Raw genomic sequence first — 15,186 nt, forward strand, 5'->3', positions numbered from 1 at the left:
CATGCAACGGGTACTCCGAGACACCCACGCCAGCCAACACGCCGCCACTGCCCTGGAACAGACGGTGGCGCTAATTCGCCAGCACTTTCCACCGAGCATCGCGCACCTGTACGCCATTCCGCGGCAAGGACGTGATGGCGTACTGGAGTGGTGGTCGGAACTTGCCGGACAGCCCCACCTGTTCGACACCCTCGGCCGCGGCCAGCAAACGGCCCTGCTCAAACGCTACGAGCAACGCCAGGCCGCCGTCGAGCAACTGGCTCAGGAGCTTGAGCGGCGTGGCCAGGCAAGCGCTTCGGCGGCGCTGCGCACGCTGATCGGACCTCCTGATCTGAACAACCTTTACAGCATCAACGACGAGCCGCTGGTGATTCGTTGGGGGCAAGTGGCGCTTGTGGCTTCTCCACCACCGCCTGCGCCGCCACCTGTAACTGAACCGCCACCGGCAAAGCCCACGCCGGCTCCGGTGACAAAAGTAATCGCCGTGGAACGCAGGCCCCTGCGGCTGTGGCCCGGGCTGCTGCTCGTCCTGCTGCTGGCCCTGCTCTATGGCCTCTACCTCAGCTGGCCAGACCTTTACCAGCGTTGGCAGGCCTACCGCCAGACAGCCCAGGTTTGCACACCCGGGGATACCTTCGAGCCGTCCGAATTCGTCGTGGTGCTGGACACGTCCGGCTCTATGGACACCCGCATCCGCGTCAAGCGCGAAATTGACCCGTGGTACATGAGCCTGCTGGCGAAGATCCCGATCGTCGAGGAACTCCTGCCCAGCAGCGCCCCCGCGCGGGTCACCCGCATGGACATGGCGAAAACCTCGCTGACATCGGTGATCGAGAACCTGGACAACAGCGTGGCCATGCGCCTGGTGACGTTCGAGGGCTGTGGCCGACCGCTCGACCACGGCGTGTTCGGCCAGCGCCAGCGCGCCGTGCTGATCGACAAGGTCGCGGCACTCAAGGCCCGAGGTGGCACCGCCCTGGGGGACAGCCTGGGCGCCGCCGCCTTGACAATGAATGGCCGGGATCGAGATGGCATGATCGTCATGTTCGTGGACGGTCGCGACAGTTGCGGCACCAGTGTGTGCGAAGTGTCCGAACAGATCGCCCAACGCCAGCCGCGCTTGCGCATCAACGTGGTCAACATCAGTGCGGCCACCGGCTCCAACTGCGCGGCCAGCAATACCGGCGGTCGCGTTTATACCGCCAATGACGCTGCCGCAGTGGCAGAGGCGCTCAAGCAGGCCAGCCGGGAGGTGAGTGCGGGGGGTTGTTCCTGACGCCCATGACGTTTTTCAATCGAGTCCATGCCGTTTCCTGCATTGCCGTGCAGGCTGGCGTGCCGGATGCTTTAGTTATTCCGACACATCGGTTTTCACCCCGCAGAGGCCCGTATGAAGAACGTCGAACAAATCCTCAAGACCAAGTCCCAGCATCAGACCGTCTATACCATCGGCCCTGACGACTCGGTGCTCGACGCCCTGAAACTGCTGGCGGAGAAGAACGTCGGCGCCTTGCCGGTGGTGGAAAACAACCAAGTGGTGGGGATCGTCAGTGAGCGCGACTACGCCCGCAAGCTGGTGCTCAAGGGGCGCTCATCGGCGGCGACGCCAGTGCGCGAGATCATGAGCGCGCCGGTGGTCACGGTCGAGCCCAGGCAGAGCCTGGAGTACTGCATGAACCTGATGACCGACCGGCACCTGCGCCACCTGCCGGTGGTGAGCAACGGCGAGTTGCTCGGCCTGCTGTCGATCGGCGACCTGGTCAAGGAAACCATCGCCGAACAGGCCAATCTGATCATGCAGTTGGAGCAGTACATCCGCGGTGATTGATACCCGCTGAGTGGCCGCACTCGTCCGTCCAGTTCTCAGGGCTGCTGTACTCCCGTCGCAGCGGCCCCATGGCGCTTGGCTCCCAGACGCTAGTGGTATGCGCGCTCCAGCTCGTCCAACTGGTGGTCGAAGCTGCGCAAGCGCGCTGACCAGGTGTACACCAACACCTCAAGGTCGCGATTGAGCACTGCGGTATTGCCGCCATCACGGCCCTGGGGGTCGCACAGGTCCAGCTGATAGCGCTCGCGCGCCATGGCCGTGGCTACGCTGGAAAGGTCGCGGGCGTTGGCCAGCCAGCGGTGTTGATGGTCACGGATCTCGCGGTCCAGCTCCCGGCACTGACGCTTGAGCGCGTCCAGACTCTGCTCCAGGGGTGTGCCCTTGAGCTCACCCATGACCTCCTCGAAGGTCCGCCCGGAATGCCAGTAGCTACCCCAGAAATAGCGATCGAAAACCGTCTCGACCCGACGCAGGGCGACCTTGGTGTTCCAGATGGTCACCAGCGTATGCCCCTGGATCACCTCGCGCTTGTTCAAGCGCAACTGTTGCCAGGCGCTCCAGGCCAGAGCGCAAAGCGCCACCGCCGCCGTGATGGCGGCGGCGGCATACATGAACTGCAGCGCGTGGTCCATGGAGTGGACGTGGCGGATGCCGTAGAAGTAACCGGCCGTCAGCGTGCCCAGGATCGTCACGGAGCACCAGAAGCCTGATGCGTAGGGATCTTTCATCGCGCTATCCCCTGTTGTTTTACCTGAGCATAGCAACGGCCAATTCACCCATCAGGTGCCGCTCGGCGCTTTATTTGCGGGGGCGACGCAAGGCCTCGTTGAGTTGATCGAACGGCACGGCCCAATCGGCATCCTCTATCACGCTCTCCTTGAGAAAGGCCCGCTGGGCCTCGGTCCAGAACGGCGCATCCACCAGTTTGATCTCGTTCTTGAGTGGTGAATGCGTGGTGATGAACTTGTCGATGCTCTCGGCATCGTCCGCCAGCCCCAGTTGCTTGAACAGTTCGGCGAATGGATGGTTCGGTGCTTCCATGGTGCCTCCTCGGGCCGGGCGGCCGTCCACGACGCCGGCCCGGCAGTGGGTTGATGATCATCAGCACAGTTCGCGCACTTCGGCGCGGGGAACCAGCTTCAGGTATTGCTCCATGCTCATGTGGATCAGGTGATCGTGATCCCCCGCCTCCAGATAGACATCACCCTGGCGGGTAAGGCTCGGGTCGAGCAGCATTTTTATGTCATAGGCATCGCCCAGGGCTGGCACAGCGCCGCGCTCGCAGTCGCCGAACAGACTCGGCAGGCCGCTTTCACGGGTCAGTTGCCAGGCGCCGGACATACGCACCTTGCTCATGTCCAGATGGCGGTTGGCCGGTAGCACGGCCATGATGTAGTTGCCATGCCGGTCATCGAGCATCACCGACTTGGCGACCCGCTCGGCAGGTACGCCGGCCGTGCGCGCCGATTCCAGGCTCGTGGCCGAGTGAGGATGGGGAATGATGTCGTAGTCGCAGTTGGCCTTGTCCAGGCGCTGCTGCAGGGTTTTGGCCATACGCATGATGCACCTCCGGTTTACCCCCATCTAGGAAGTTTAGGCCGAGGTCCGGCGGGTACGACTAAACTTCGGTGACAGGCCCGGACAAGGTGACGACAGGTGATCGCTCGCGGCTGGCGCTGGCTGCTGCTGATGCTCGTGCTCGGCATGGTTCCGAGTGGCTTTGCAGCGCCCGGTGCCAGCGTCTGGTTGCTGGATGTCGACGATGCCATCGGCCCAGCCACTGCCGACTACCTGGTACGCGGCTTGGAACAGGCACAGGCACAAAACGCTCAACTGGTGGTGATCCGCCTGGACACGCCCGGTGGGCTGGACAGCGCCATGCGCCAGATCATCAAGGCGATTCTCGCAAGCCCCGTGCCCGTGGCCAGCTTCGTCGCCCCCAGCGGCGCCCGGGCAGCCAGCGCCGGCACCTATATCCTCTATGCCAGCCACGTGGCCGCCATGGCGCCAAGCACCAATCTGGGCGCCGCCACGCCGGTGCAGATCGGGGCGGCACCGCCGGGCAAACCTGAGCCCAACGCGCCGCGCGAAGACGACACCTTGGCGCGCAAGCAGGTCAATGATGCCGCCGCGTACATTCGCGGTCTGGCCCTGCTGCGCGGGCGCAACGCCGAGTGGGCAGAGAAGGCCGTGCGCGAGGCAGTCAGCCTGTCGGCCAGCGAGGCGGTGCGCATCAAAGTCATCGACCAGGTGGCCAACGACCTCCCGGACCTGTTGAAGCAACTGGACGGCAAGACCTTCATCGCTGCCGGCCAGCCGCGCCAGTTACACACCGCCGGCGCCGCCATCGTCGAACACCTGCCGGACTGGCGCACCCGACTGCTAGCAGTGATCACCAATCCCAGCGTGGCGCTCATCCTGATCATGATCGGGATCTATGGCTTGCTGTTCGAGTTCATGAACCCGGGCTCCGGCGTCGGCGGTGTGATCGGTGGCATCTGCCTGTTGCTGGCCCTGTACGCGATGCAGTTGCTGCCGGTGAGCTATGCGGGTGTGGCGCTGATCCTGCTGGGCGTGACCTTCATGATCGCCGAGGCGTTCTTGCCGAGCTTCGGTGTGGTCGGCTTCGGCGGCATCGTCGCGTTCGTGGTCGGCGCGGTGATTCTCATGGACACCGACGCACCAGGCTTCGGCATTCCCCTGGGGCTGATCGTCGCCTTGGCGGCGGTCTCGGCACTGCTGCTCGGCGGCGTACTGGGCATGGCCATCAAGGCCAGGCGACGCGCCTTAGTCAGTGGCGATGCCGGGCTGGTGGGCAGCCTGGTCACGGTGACCCAGGTGATGGCGGACAACCCGTTCTGCGGCTCGGTACAGGCCCAGGGCGAACAATGGCAAGTCCAGTGCGCGACCCCGTTGCAGCCTGGGCAACATGTGCGCGTGACGGCCCGCCATGGCGTGATGCTGGAGGTCAGTGCCACCGCGCCCTGCGCGCAAGGAGAGTGAAGATGTTCGTTCAATTCGGTTTTGGCGCCTTGCTGGCGGTCATCGGCCTGCTGTTGCTGTCGGCCCTGCGCATCCTGCGCGAGTACGAGCGGGGCGTGGTGTTCCAACTGGGGCGCTTCTGGCAGGTCAAAGGGCCGGGCTTGATCATCCTGATCCCGGGGATCCAGCAGATGGTGCGGGTCGATCTGCGCACCGTGGTACTCGACGTGCCGCCCCAGGACGTGATCACCCGCGACAACGTCTCGGTCAAGGTCAATGCCGTGTTGTACTTTCGCGTGCTCGACCCGCAGAAGGCGATCATCCAGGTGGAGGACTTTCTCAGCGCCACCAGCCAGCTGGCCCAGACCACCCTGCGCGCGGTACTCGGCAAGCATGAACTGGACGAACTGCTGGCCGAACGCGAGCAGCTCAACTTGGACATCCGCCAAGTGCTCGACGCCCAGACCGATGCGTGGGGCATCAAGGTGGCCAACGTCGAGATCAAGCATGTTGACCTCAATGAATCGATGGTCCGCGCCATCGCCCGTCAGGCCGAAGCCGAGCGTGAACGGCGGGCCAAAGTGATCCACGCCGAAGGTGAATTGCAGGCCTCGGAGAAGCTGATGCAGGCGGCGCAGATGCTAAGCAAGGAGCCAGGAGCGATGCAGTTGCGCTACATGCAGACGCTGGGGGCAATTGCCGGGGACAAGAGCTCGACCATCGTGTTTCCGCTGCCGGTGGACTTGCTCAAGGGGTTGGTCGATAAACCGCGTTGATCCTCGCTGCAGCCCCCACAAGCTCGACCCCGAACCTGTGGGGGCTGCGAACGGTTCAGACCGGCGCGCGGCGCAAGGTCGCCAGAAACGCCGCCGCACCGATGAACAAGCCGGCAAACGTGCGGTTCATGCGCTTTTGCTGCTTGGGCGTGCGCAGTAACCGCAGTACGCGGGCCGCCAGGCCCGTGTAGCCGGCCATGACCAGCATGTCCACGGTGATCATGGTGGCGGTGATGGCCAGGTACTGGGGCACCAGCGGCGCATGCGGATTGATGAACTGCGGTAGCACCGCGAGCATGAACACCAGTGCCTTGGGGTTGCTGACGTTGACCAGGAAACCGCGGAACACCAAGCTCATCGGCTTGCCGATAGGCCGCACGCCCGAGGTGTCATTCATGTCCATGGGCAAGGCGCGCCACTGTTTGTAGGCCAGGTACACAAGGTAAGCGACGCCGAACCATTTGATGAGCTGGAAGGCGGTGGACGAGGCGGCAAGGATGGCGCCCACACCGGCGGCGATCACGGCGATCTGCACGATCAGGCCCAGTTGCAAGCCCAGGGCATTCCAGTAGCCACGCCAGAACCCGTACTGCAGGCCGCTGGACATCGAGGCGATGGCCCCAGCACCCGGCGACAGGCTGATTACCCAGCACGCGGCAAAGAAGGCCAACCAGGTTTCCATCGACATCGCACACCTCGCTCGAACATATGTTGCAAAACGTAAAGCTAAGGGGTTGGTGAAAAAATCACCAGCGATTTTTCGTGGCTTCTGTCACCCCCGCGAAGAAATCAACACCGTCAACGGGTCAATCCGCCTCGACCGGCTCGCCCTTCGACACCGTAGCCACTTCGGTCCCACGCCAACGGCGCACGGCTTTCTGGAAGAACTGACTGTTCGGCACCTGCACCAGCGCCCCGCCCGCCTCGGGCGTTTCCATCAGCGTGGTGTACAACAGGTTGATGGCAATCACCCGGCCCTTGACTCCCGGCTTGTCGAGGGTGTCCACCAGCTCGACCACATCACCGATACGGAACGGTCCGACGGTGAAGATCAGCACCGCGCACAGCAGGTTGGAGAGCACGCTCCAGATGGCGAAGAACGCCACCGCCGCCACCGCGACGAAGCCTGACAGCGCCGTCCACAGCACCGTGGCCGAAACGCCCAGGCGCTCGAGCACGAACAACAGCGCACTGCCCATGATCAGCCAGCGCAGACCGCCACGCACCGGCACCAGCAGCTCGGGTGGCAGCGGATAGCGGTTACCCAGCCGACTCAGCCCACGTGCGATCACACGCTGCAAGATGAACGCGGCGATCAGGATCAGCAGGATCTGCAGCCCAAGCCAGAACGCGTCCATCCATTGCCCTGGCAGCAGCGAGCGCAGTTCCTCCATCAGGACAACGCCTCCAGCTCGGCCTGCATGGCCTCGAGGGTTTCCAGCGCTTGCATCCAGGCTTCTTCCAGCTCGCCCTCGCGCTGCTTAAGTTTGGTCTGGCGCGCCAACAGGTCACGCAGTTCGTCCTTGCGGGACGCCTCGTACAGGCCACCATCACCCAACGCCGTTTCGATCTCGGCCAGTTGCCCATGCACCTGGTTCAGCTCGGTCTCGAGCTTCTCGGCGGCACGCTTGTGCGGTGCCAGTTGCTGACGCAACGCGGCGGCGGCCTGACGCTGGGCCTTCTTGTCGGTCTTGTCTGGGTTGGCCGGGGCATTGCTGACCGGCGCACTGCGTTGGCGATAGTCGATCAACCACCGGCTGTAGTCGTCCAGGTCACCGTCGAAGGCTTCGACCTTGCCATCGGCCACCAGCAGGAAGTCGTTGGTGGTGCTCTTGAGCAGGTGACGGTCGTGGGAAACCACCACCACCGCGCCACTGAACTCCTGCAGGGCCATGGTCAGGGCCAGGCGCATCTCCAGGTCCAGGTGGTTGGTCGGCTCGTCGAGCAGCAGCAGGTTCGGCCGCTCCCAGGCGATCAACGCCAGGGCCAGGCGCGCCTTTTCGCCGCCGGAGAAGTTCACCACCGGCTCGTCGACGCGGTTGCCGTGGAAATCGAACCCGCCGAGGAAGTCGCGCAGGGTCTGCTCACGTTCGGCCGGGGCAATTCGCTGCAAGTGCAGTAGGGGGCTGGCCTTGTCGTCCAGGGAGTCGAGCTGGTGCTGGGCGAAGTAGCCCACCGCCAGGTTCTCACCCCGCACCAGGCGTCCGGCGATGGGTTCGAGCTCACCAGCGAGGTTCTTGATCAGGGTCGACTTGCCGGCACCGTTAGGGCCCAGCAGGCCGATGCGTGCACCGGGCGCCAGCTGCAGCTTGACCTTCTCCAGGATGGCTTTGTCGCCATAGCCCAGACGGCCTTCGGAAAGGTCCAGCAGCGGGTTGGAGATTTTCTCCGACTCGCGGAAGACGAAGTCGAACGGCGAGTCCACATGGGCAGCAGACAACTCCTCCATGCGCTCCAGGGCTTTGATCCGGCTCTGCGCCTGACGGGCCTTGGTGGCCTGGGCGCGGAAGCGCGCGATGTACTTTTCCATGTGCGCGCGGCGGGCCTGCTGCTTCTCATAGGCCTGTTGCTGCTGTGCCAGACGCTCGGCACGGGTGCGTTCGAAGGCGCTGTAGCCGCCTTTGTAGAGATTGAGCTTGCGCTGCTCGACATGCAGCACGTGGTCGACCACAGCGTCCAGGAAGTCGCGGTCGTGGGAAATCAGCAGCAGCGTGCCGGGATAGCCCTTGAGCCAGTCCTCCAGCCAGAGGATGGCGTCCAGGTCCAAGTGGTTGGTGGGCTCGTCGAGCAGCAGCAGATCGGATGGGCACATCAGGGCCTGGGCCAGGTTCAGGCGCATCCGCCAACCACCGGAGAAGTCGCCAACGCGCCGATCCATCTGCTCGGTGGTGAAACCCAGACCTGCCAGCAGCTTACGCGCGCGAGCATCGGCGGTGTAACCGTCGGCGCTGTCGAGCTCACTGTGCAGGCGCGCCACGGCGGTGCCATCGTGGGCTGCCTCGGCGATAGCCAGGTCAGCCTGGATCTTGCGCAGGCGTACGTCGCCGTCGAGCACATAGTCAACCGCCAGGCGATCGAGGGTGTCGACCTCCTGGCGCATGTGGGCGATGCGCCAATCGCCAGGCAGTTGGCAGTCGCCGGCATCGGGCGATAGCTCACCGCGCAGCAAGGCGAACAGGCTGGATTTTCCGGCACCGTTGGCGCCGATCAGGCCGGCCTTGTGACCGGCGTGCAGGGTCATCTCGGCGCCTTCTAGCAAGCGCTGCGGACCACGCTGTAAAGTGAGATTCGATAGTCTGATCATGATGGTCGCGGAGTCTATCAGCTTCCCTTCTGGGCACACAGGCCACCTTGACCACTGGCGAGTCCGAACATGCAGAACGAATTGTGGAATCACGCCCTGGCGCTGTATCGCCAGCCCGGGGTCGAAGCGGCCTGCCTTGCACTGCAAGGGGCAGGCGCGGATGTCTGTCTGATGCTTTGCGGGACTTGGCTGCAGGCCCGCCGTGTCGCACCCGATGCGATGCGCGCGGCTGCGCTACAAGCCATTGCCGGCCCATGGCAGCAACAGGTCATAGCTCCCCTGCGCGTGCTGCGCCAACAATGGCGCGAAGCGGCGCAAGGCGATGCGCAGTTGGCGTCGCTGCGCGAGCAGGTGAAGGGATTGGAGCTGGAAGCGGAGCGCACGTTGCTGGCGCGTTTGCAGGCGTGTGCGGGGCAATGGCCTGCGGACCCGAGCGGCCCGCCAGGCGACTGGCTGCAATGGCTGGTGCCCGAGCAAGCCCGTGGCCACGACGCGCTGAATCAGCTGCGCGCCGTGGCCAATGGGCGTCAGGAGGCCGACGGCGCCGACTGAGCCGGGGTGCTGGCCGGTGCTGGCGACGCGGCGGCAGGCGCTGCCGAGTTGGTCGCTGGCGCAGGGCTGCTGGTCACCGGTGCGGCAGGCTTGGCTTCTGCTGGCTTGCTGGCGGCAGGCTTGGCCGCAGCTGGCTTGGCCGGGGCCTTACGCGCAGCAGGCTTGGCAGCCGTGGTCTTGGTTGCGGCCGGTTTGGCGGTAGTCGCCTTGGCTGCGGCCGGTTTGGCTGCGGCGGGCTTGGCTGCAGGCTTGGCGACGGCAGGTTTGGCGGCAGCCGGCTTGGCGGCGGCTTTGGCAGCGGGCTTGGCGGCGGCGGTCTTAGTCGTAGCCGGCTTGGCGGTGGCCTTGGCAGCGGCAGGTTTTGCGGCAGGTTTTGCAGCCGCGGTACGGGCGGCAGCCGGCTTGGCTGGGGCCTTGGCTGCAGGCTTGGCAGCGGCTTTCGCCGGGGTCTTGGCCGCAGGCTTGGCAGCGGCTTTCGCCGGGGCCTTGGCCGCAGGCTTGGCAGCGGCTTTCACCGGCGCCTTGGCAGCGGGCTTGGCGGCTGCGGTCTTGGCAGCGGCGGTTTTGGCGGTCGGTTTTGCGGCTGGTTTTGCAGTCGCCTTGGCAGCCGGACGGGCAATGGCTTTAGTCACTGCCGGCTTGGCAGGTGCCTTAGCGGCCGACGCGCGCTGGTCGAGCGCCTTGCTGGCAGCCTCGCGCACTTTGCCAACACCCTGGGCAAGTTTCAGGCTTTCCTGGGCGTCACGTTTAAGTTGCTGGATATAAGTGCGAGTCTGCGCTTGACGCTCCTTGAGCGAGTCGAGCAGGTCCTCAAGTTCAGCGGATACTTTATGCGCCTTGTTCTGAGCCTTGGCTTTACCGGCCTTGGCGGCGTCCTGCAACTTCAGGCGTGCGTTGTGCAGTTTTTCCTGGGCTTTGCCGCGCTGTTTTTCCAACTTGGCCAGCAGTTTCTCGGCATCCGCCAGCGCTTGCGAGCAGGCATCTTCCAAATGTTCGAGCAGACTACCCGAAAGTTGCTGGAGCAGGTGCAACGGCGTACTGACTGGCTTCTTCTTGGCCGACATGGTTTACCTCCTGGCTGACGAGATTGCGGCTCATACTATGCTTCTGCTGCTACCGCCGCTAGGGCATGTGGACAGTATTATGAACGCCGCGTTGCATGCCTGGGCAAAGTTGTCATCTTGCAGCTCGGTGCAAGTGTAGTTGCCCAATAAAGTGTTGCTGATATTTACACATCTTTGGCCAACAAGGCTGGCATACTTTGCGCTCATCGCAGCAGGAGTTGACCGTGCCTCGTTATCTTATTCTCGGCCTGTGCCTGACAGCGCCTTTGGCCTGGGCCAACCCTGAAGCATCCCCCTCCAACCACGACCTGGCGTACAGCCTTGGCGCCAGCCTGGGTGAACGCCTGCGTGACGAAGTGCCCGGCCTCGAGCTCGACGCTTTGGTCGAGGGCCTGCGCCAGGCCTACCAGGGCCAGTCACTTAAGCTCGACAAGCCGCGCATGCAAGCCATTCTCCAGCAACACGAAGAACAAGCCAGCGCGGCCGCCGAACAGGCCCAGATTGATAAAAGCCTGGCAGCGGAGAAACGCTTCCTAGCCAACGAGCGGGCGCGGGCAGGTGTCCACGAGCTGCCAGAAGGCATTCTCTACAGCGAGCTGGCAAGCGGTACGGGCAACTCACCCAAAGCCGGTGGCAAGGTCCAGGTACGCTACGTAGGAAAGCTGCCGGACGGCTCGGTGTTCGACCAGAACCAGCAGCCCCAATGGTTCAACCTGGACTCCGTGATCGAAGGCTGGCAAGTGGCATTGCCGCACATGAAGGCAGGTTCGAAGTGGCGCCTGGTGATCCCGTCGGCACAAGCCTATGGAGCCGAAGGTGCGGGCGACCTGATCGCGCCCTACACCCCCTTGGTCTTTGAAATCGAACTGCTGGCGGTGGCCGACTGACGCCTGCCCTCAGGCCTGCACCGCGCCCTCTTCCTTGTGCGCGTTGTGCAGCACCTCGATCAGGCAGTCCTCGAGCTCGAAGCGCTCGTGCAACAGGCTGCCGAGTTCGCCCAATTTCTTGGAGAAGCGCTCGGGGTCCTTGCACTCGCCCTTTTCGCAATGGTCGTTAAAGGCCAGTGCAATCTGGGTGATGTCGTTGATTCGCGGGTTGATCTGCTCGGCGAGCTGCAGCGCACCCTCGTCACCGAACGCCTTGGCCTCGGTGACCAGTTGCTCACTCACTTCGAAATGCCACGCCGAAACATAGTCGACGAGCACCGCGCAAAAATCACGGTTTTTGTCTTTGTCGGCGAAGGCCGGTTTGGCGTCGCGCAAGGCGCGAAAGGCCTGGACCAGCTCCGCTCGTTCCTGGAGCCAACGGTCGATCAGCTTGTGAACCCCACCCCAGCGTTCCTGAGCGTTCTGACAACTATCGAGCATGGCGATCTCTTCCCTTCTGGGTAGATGCCGCTGCACCTCGTGCGCTAATACCGCGGCACAAAGGTGACATCAGCAGGACGGCATCGAGCAGTTGTATTTTCGGTAAGCGTGCTGCGAGATTATTCCCGCACGTGCTGGGCTTCAAGGTACGCAGTGGACAAAGTTCATACAAGTGTTTAATACCCTGGCAGGACACCGCTGGTCGTGCGATCCCATGACATTTGTCGTGGATCAATCTTTGCCGAGTTGGCGCATGCGGTAGCCCAGCAACCAGCTCAGCGGAAGGGCCGACAAAGACAGGAACGCCAGCAGACTCCACTCGGGCAAGGTCAGGTCGACGAAGCTCCAGGTCAGCGAGGTGCAGTCGGGGCCACCCAGTACCAGCATCTTCAACGCCTGGTCCCACGACTGCTCCAGCATCCACGCGAACGGCATCTGGCAGGCATCGACCGTCAGCCCCGCCCCTTGCAACCAGACATGCCTGGATGCCAGCAGCGCTCCACTCAACGAACAACCTAGCGCCAGCACCGCATAGTTGCGCTTGCCGACCATGCCCGGCGAATGTAACACCGCACACATACACACCCATGCGTACAACCCAAGCAGCAATCGCTGGCTGAAACACAGGGAGCACGGCACCAGGCCAAGGGTGTTTTCGAGACAGAACGAGGCAAGCAGGACCGCCGCCGAGGCGAAACCGCCAATCAGAAAAAAGGTGCGCAAGCGGGCCGGCAGCATGAGCGAGAAGGTCCCGGATCAAAATGAAGTAGCCCGGAACGGTAGTGGAAAGAGGCGCTTTGTTTCAAGGCGCTACAGGAGAGACAACTCCCTGATTGAAAAAGGAAAGTCTGCAACTTCGAGTAGGAGATTTCCGAAGAGAGTTAGCGTAAATGCCGCCAACCTAACAGGAGAAGTTACAGCGCCAGGTACCCACGGCTCGGCGTGGGTACCTGGTTCGGTCAGGCTCGCACGCCCTCGGGCAGTGGCAAAGCCAACAGTCGCTCGTCCAGCAGGCCCAGTCCCTCCTGGAATAACTGATTACTGCGTTCGGTCTCACCCAGCCCGGCCAACAGCCGGGCCAGCTCAGCACAGGCTTCCGGATTGCGCTCCATACGCAGGCTGCTTTCGAGGTAGTCCCGGGCCTTGCCCCACAGTCGGTTCTGCAGGCTCAGACGGCCCAGGGTGAGCAGCAGGCTTGGGTCCTGCGGGTGGTCCTTGAGCCAGCCTTCGGCCGTTTGCAGCTGTCGGGCCGGATCGTCGCCGCGCACCAGCCCATACAGACGGGCCAGGTGGCTTTCGTATTGACGCTTGAGCGCCGTGCGCAGCACCTGTTCGGCTTCGCCCTGGGCACCGAGCTGGCGCAGCTGCTCAGCGTAGGCCGATACCAATTGCGCCTCCTGGCGCTGGGCGGTCGTAAGCTGTTGCCAGGCCCGCTCCAAGGCTTGGCGGGCAGCTTGGGCATCTTCGCCGCGGGTCGCCGCCAGGCCGAGGTTCTGACCCCAGGCGCGTTGCTCCAGCTCGGCGAGTTCCTTGGCCGGCAGCACTTTGCTTTTGCGCAGCTCCGGCAGCAGACGGATCAACGCCGACCAGTCACCTTGCTCCAGGTGCAGGCGGTACAACAGGCGCAGCACCTGGTTGTTGTGAGGGTGACGCTCCTGCATGGCCAGCAGGGTTTCATGAGCACCGCCAATGTCGCCGCGATCCATCTGCAATTGCGCATGAGTCAGGGCGATGGCCAACTCGGCCTGGGGCTGACGCTCCAGGGCGCGCTCGAGCAGACTGTCGCTGTCTTCGACACGCCCCAGCTCATTGGCGGCTCGGGCCGCGCCAAGGTAGTAAAGCAATGGCTGGCGCTCGGCCTCGGCAGCGCGGTGCAGGTGGCGCTGGGCACTCGCCCAACGGCCTTCGGCAAGGTCCAGTTGCCCCTGCTCGATAGCGATGCGTGTACGACGGCTGCGGTTGCGCCGCGACCAGGGATTGACCACACCGCTCGAAGTCAGCACCAGACCGATCAAGTAACGCACCAGCCAGAGCACCACGACAATGGCGACCAGCGCTGCCAAGGCCGCCCACAGTCCGGACTGGTAGCGGAACCCACCATAGGCGACCAGTACGTAGCCACTGTGCTTGGCGACCGCGATGCCCAATGCCGCAGCTACCACGATCGCCAGCACCGCCAGCAGGTAGACGCGCTTCATGGCTTGGCCCCTTCGGCTTCGGCTGGCAGGTGGCGACGCTGGATGTACGCCTGCACCGCGGCCAGGCTCTCGGACAGGTCAGGGGTGACCACCGAGACCGGCTGTTCGGCCAGTTCGTTGAGGCTGGCGAGCATGGCCTTGCTCTGCGGGTTGTCGGCGTTGAAATTGGCCAGCAACACGCTGCGGGCATCGTCCAAGGCCTGTGTATAGACCTTCGCTTCGCCGTTGAGCGCCGCCCATTGTGCCTGCTCGATGGTCAGACTCAGCGCCAGACGCAGCTGGTTGAGCGATTGTCCGGACAACAGCGGCCGCACATTCTCGTCGGCGTTGAACTCGATCTGGAAGTACTTGGAAATCTCCGCCCACCATTGGGACAGGCGGCTGGCGCCATCGCCATCGGCCGTCAGTGCGCCCAGGGCGTCGGCCTTGGTTTCGAACTCAGGCGCTTGTGCGCTGAGCTGCTGGACCAGCTCGCGCTGGGCTGCCAGCTTGAGGAACAGACCGGTGCGGTCCGGCTGCTCGGTGCTGTTCAGGGTGGCCAGGCTGCGCGCCAGTTGTTCTCGGGCAGCGAATGCCCCAGGGTCGCTTTGCTCGCGAAGAATCTCGTCTGCCCCTTCGACCAGGGCCTTGGCGCTGGCGATGTCCTGCAGCGCAGAAAGACGCAGTGTCGCCAGGCGCAGCAGGTGCTCGGCCTCGGCCAGGCGCCATTCCTTGCGGCTCTCGCCCAGAATGGTTTCCAGACGCTGGTTGAGGCGTTGCTGGTCGCCCTGCAACTGTGCCACCAGGCGACGGCGGTCCTCCAGCTCGCTGGCCGCCGGCAGGGTGGCCAGTTGCGCGCTGATCTGCTGCTCGCGTTGTTGCAGCGCCTCGGTGCGCTCGTTCAGGGCCTGCAGATGCTGGCCCTGGCCCTGCTCGCTGCCTTGCAGCTGACGGACCTGCCAGACACCCCAGCCACCGACGGCGACCCCAGCCGCGCCGAGCAGCAGGGCCAACAGTGCCAGGCCGTTGCCAGAGCGCTTGGCAGGCGTGGCGGAGGTGGATTCCGGCGTATCGGACGCCGTGGGTTGTTCGTTGTTGGACAAGACAGTTTCGCTCACGTATCCATCCTTTGCATG

17 protein-coding genes are annotated in these 15,186 nt (G+C 63.9%); 6 read left to right on the forward strand and 11 right to left on the reverse strand.

Translation table 11 applies throughout. The annotated features are described in order from the left end of the window. The first annotated feature begins 1 nt into the window (after nt 1). Both HMPREF3173_RS07355 and HMPREF3173_RS07360 read left to right on the forward strand, forming a co-directional pair. Nucleotides 2-1,276, forward strand: coding sequence for a VWA domain-containing protein (locus HMPREF3173_RS07355; protein WP_070572067.1), 1,275 nt, complete (start codon nt 2-4; stop codon nt 1,274-1,276). Between the two features lie 114 nt (nt 1,277-1,390). Then, complete coding sequence (locus HMPREF3173_RS07360; RefSeq protein ID WP_043208206.1) at nt 1,391-1,828, forward strand: CBS domain-containing protein; 438 nt, start codon at nt 1,391-1,393, stop codon at nt 1,826-1,828. 89 nt (nt 1,829-1,917) lie between these two features. On the opposite strand, the gene HMPREF3173_RS07365 is transcribed toward HMPREF3173_RS07360, so the two are convergent. The 3 genes from HMPREF3173_RS07365 to HMPREF3173_RS07375 all read right to left on the reverse strand — a co-directional run bounded on the left by HMPREF3173_RS07365 (nt 1,918) and on the right by HMPREF3173_RS07375 (nt 3,388). Further along, entirely contained in the window at nt 1,918-2,556 is a 639-nt protein-coding gene (locus HMPREF3173_RS07365) for a hypothetical protein (protein WP_043208204.1), read from the reverse strand. 70 nt (nt 2,557-2,626) lie between these two features. After that, a complete protein-coding gene (locus tag HMPREF3173_RS07370; protein ID WP_043208202.1) occupies nt 2,627-2,869 on the reverse strand; it encodes a DUF2789 domain-containing protein in 243 nt (80 codons plus the stop codon). Nucleotides 2,870-2,929: 60 nt separating this feature from the next. Beyond that, the gene (locus tag HMPREF3173_RS07375) at nt 2,930-3,388 is read right to left on the reverse strand and encodes an aminoacyl-tRNA deacylase (protein ID WP_043208200.1); all 459 of its coding nucleotides are present in this window, start codon (nt 3,386-3,388) and stop codon (nt 2,930-2,932) included. A gap of 96 nt (nt 3,389-3,484) precedes the next feature. Between HMPREF3173_RS07375 and HMPREF3173_RS07380 the strand changes: the two genes are divergently transcribed. Then, entirely contained in the window at nt 3,485-4,831 is a 1,347-nt protein-coding gene (locus tag HMPREF3173_RS07380) for an NfeD family protein (protein ID WP_070572068.1), read from the forward strand. A 2-nt stretch (nt 4,832-4,833) separates the two neighbouring features. Further along, nucleotides 4,834-5,586, forward strand: a complete 753-nt coding sequence (locus HMPREF3173_RS07385; RefSeq protein WP_043208196.1) for a slipin family protein — start codon at nt 4,834-4,836, stop codon at nt 5,584-5,586. 55 nt (nt 5,587-5,641) lie between these two features. On the opposite strand, the gene HMPREF3173_RS07390 is transcribed toward HMPREF3173_RS07385, so the two are convergent. The 3 genes from HMPREF3173_RS07390 to abc-f form a co-directional block, all read right to left on the reverse strand. Further along, the gene (locus tag HMPREF3173_RS07390) at nt 5,642-6,274 is read right to left on the reverse strand and encodes a LysE family transporter (protein ID WP_070572069.1); all 633 of its coding nucleotides are present in this window, start codon (nt 6,272-6,274) and stop codon (nt 5,642-5,644) included. Nucleotides 6,275-6,392: 118 nt separating this feature from the next. Then, nucleotides 6,393-6,980 carry a mechanosensitive ion channel family protein gene (locus HMPREF3173_RS07395; protein WP_070572070.1) on the reverse strand — a complete coding sequence of 196 codons (588 nt, stop codon included), beginning with the start codon at nt 6,978-6,980 and terminating at the stop codon, nt 6,393-6,395. Continuing rightward, the gene (gene abc-f, locus HMPREF3173_RS07400; protein ID WP_070572071.1) at nt 6,980-8,890 is read right to left on the reverse strand and encodes a ribosomal protection-like ABC-F family protein; all 1,911 of its coding nucleotides are present in this window, start codon (nt 8,888-8,890) and stop codon (nt 6,980-6,982) included. Before abc-f ends, HMPREF3173_RS07395 begins: the two co-directional genes overlap by 1 nt. 69 nt (nt 8,891-8,959) lie before the next feature. Here abc-f and HMPREF3173_RS07405 point away from each other — a divergent pair, with 69 nt between their 5' ends. After that, nucleotides 8,960-9,442 (forward strand): TIGR02444 family protein, encoded by a 483-nt coding sequence (locus HMPREF3173_RS07405; protein WP_070572072.1) that lies wholly within the window; start codon nt 8,960-8,962, stop codon nt 9,440-9,442. On the opposite strand, the gene HMPREF3173_RS07410 is transcribed toward HMPREF3173_RS07405, so the two are convergent. After that, the gene (locus HMPREF3173_RS07410) at nt 9,418-10,506 is read right to left on the reverse strand and encodes an AlgP family protein (RefSeq protein ID WP_070572073.1); all 1,089 of its coding nucleotides are present in this window, start codon (nt 10,504-10,506) and stop codon (nt 9,418-9,420) included. The genes HMPREF3173_RS07405 and HMPREF3173_RS07410 overlap by 25 nt on opposite strands. A 224-nt stretch (nt 10,507-10,730) precedes the next feature. Here HMPREF3173_RS07410 and HMPREF3173_RS07415 point away from each other — a divergent pair, with 224 nt between their 5' ends. After that, nucleotides 10,731-11,393 carry an FKBP-type peptidyl-prolyl cis-trans isomerase gene (locus HMPREF3173_RS07415; RefSeq protein WP_070572074.1) on the forward strand — a complete coding sequence of 221 codons (663 nt, stop codon included), beginning with the start codon at nt 10,731-10,733 and terminating at the stop codon, nt 11,391-11,393. Between the two features lie 9 nt (nt 11,394-11,402). On the opposite strand, the gene HMPREF3173_RS07420 is transcribed toward HMPREF3173_RS07415, so the two are convergent. From HMPREF3173_RS07420 to HMPREF3173_RS24860, 4 genes are all read right to left on the reverse strand, one after another. Then, a complete protein-coding gene (locus tag HMPREF3173_RS07420) occupies nt 11,403-11,873 on the reverse strand; it encodes an Rsd/AlgQ family anti-sigma factor (protein WP_043213381.1) in 471 nt (156 codons plus the stop codon). 231 nt (nt 11,874-12,104) lie between these two features. Then, nucleotides 12,105-12,611, reverse strand: a complete 507-nt coding sequence (locus tag HMPREF3173_RS07425; protein ID WP_070572075.1) for a disulfide bond formation protein B — start codon at nt 12,609-12,611, stop codon at nt 12,105-12,107. 221 nt (nt 12,612-12,832) lie between these two features. After that, the gene (locus tag HMPREF3173_RS07430; RefSeq protein ID WP_070572076.1) at nt 12,833-14,071 is read right to left on the reverse strand and encodes a heme biosynthesis HemY N-terminal domain-containing protein; all 1,239 of its coding nucleotides are present in this window, start codon (nt 14,069-14,071) and stop codon (nt 12,833-12,835) included. Beyond that, nucleotides 14,068-15,168, reverse strand: coding sequence for a uroporphyrinogen-III C-methyltransferase (locus HMPREF3173_RS24860; protein WP_070572077.1), 1,101 nt, complete (start codon nt 15,166-15,168; stop codon nt 14,068-14,070). Before HMPREF3173_RS24860 ends, HMPREF3173_RS07430 begins: the two co-directional genes overlap by 4 nt. Nucleotides 15,169-15,186: the final 18 nt, after the last annotated feature.

Source organism: Pseudomonas sp. HMSC08G10, from assembly GCF_001808425.1.
In the GTDB taxonomy this organism is placed as follows: domain Bacteria; phylum Pseudomonadota; class Gammaproteobacteria; order Pseudomonadales; family Pseudomonadaceae; genus Aquipseudomonas; species Aquipseudomonas guariconensis.

Coding starts and splice junctions, on each gene's coding strand:
- HMPREF3173_RS07355 (WP_070572067.1), top strand. CDS start 2: ATGCAACGGGTACTCCGAGACACCCACGCCAGCCAACACGCCGCCACT.
- HMPREF3173_RS07360 (WP_043208206.1), top strand. CDS start 1,391: ATGAAGAACGTCGAACAAATCCTCAAGACCAAGTCCCAGCATCAGACC.
- HMPREF3173_RS07365 (WP_043208204.1), bottom strand. CDS start 2,556: ATGAAAGATCCCTACGCATCAGGCTTCTGGTGCTCCGTGACGATCCTG.
- HMPREF3173_RS07370 (WP_043208202.1), bottom strand. CDS start 2,869: ATGGAAGCACCGAACCATCCATTCGCCGAACTGTTCAAGCAACTGGGG.
- HMPREF3173_RS07375 (WP_043208200.1), bottom strand. CDS start 3,388: ATGCGTATGGCCAAAACCCTGCAGCAGCGCCTGGACAAGGCCAACTGC.
- HMPREF3173_RS07385 (WP_043208196.1), top strand. CDS start 4,834: ATGTTCGTTCAATTCGGTTTTGGCGCCTTGCTGGCGGTCATCGGCCTG.
- HMPREF3173_RS07390 (WP_070572069.1), bottom strand. CDS start 6,274: ATGTCGATGGAAACCTGGTTGGCCTTCTTTGCCGCGTGCTGGGTAATC.
- HMPREF3173_RS07395 (WP_070572070.1), bottom strand. CDS start 6,980: ATGGAGGAACTGCGCTCGCTGCTGCCAGGGCAATGGATGGACGCGTTC.
- abc-f (WP_070572071.1), bottom strand. CDS start 8,890: ATGATCAGACTATCGAATCTCACTTTACAGCGTGGTCCGCAGCGCTTG.
- HMPREF3173_RS07405 (WP_070572072.1), top strand. CDS start 8,960: ATGCAGAACGAATTGTGGAATCACGCCCTGGCGCTGTATCGCCAGCCC.
- HMPREF3173_RS07410 (WP_070572073.1), bottom strand. CDS start 10,506: ATGTCGGCCAAGAAGAAGCCAGTCAGTACGCCGTTGCACCTGCTCCAG.
- HMPREF3173_RS07420 (WP_043213381.1), bottom strand. CDS start 11,873: ATGCTCGATAGTTGTCAGAACGCTCAGGAACGCTGGGGTGGGGTTCAC.
- HMPREF3173_RS07425 (WP_070572075.1), bottom strand. CDS start 12,611: ATGCTGCCGGCCCGCTTGCGCACCTTTTTTCTGATTGGCGGTTTCGCC.
- HMPREF3173_RS07430 (WP_070572076.1), bottom strand. CDS start 14,071: ATGAAGCGCGTCTACCTGCTGGCGGTGCTGGCGATCGTGGTAGCTGCG.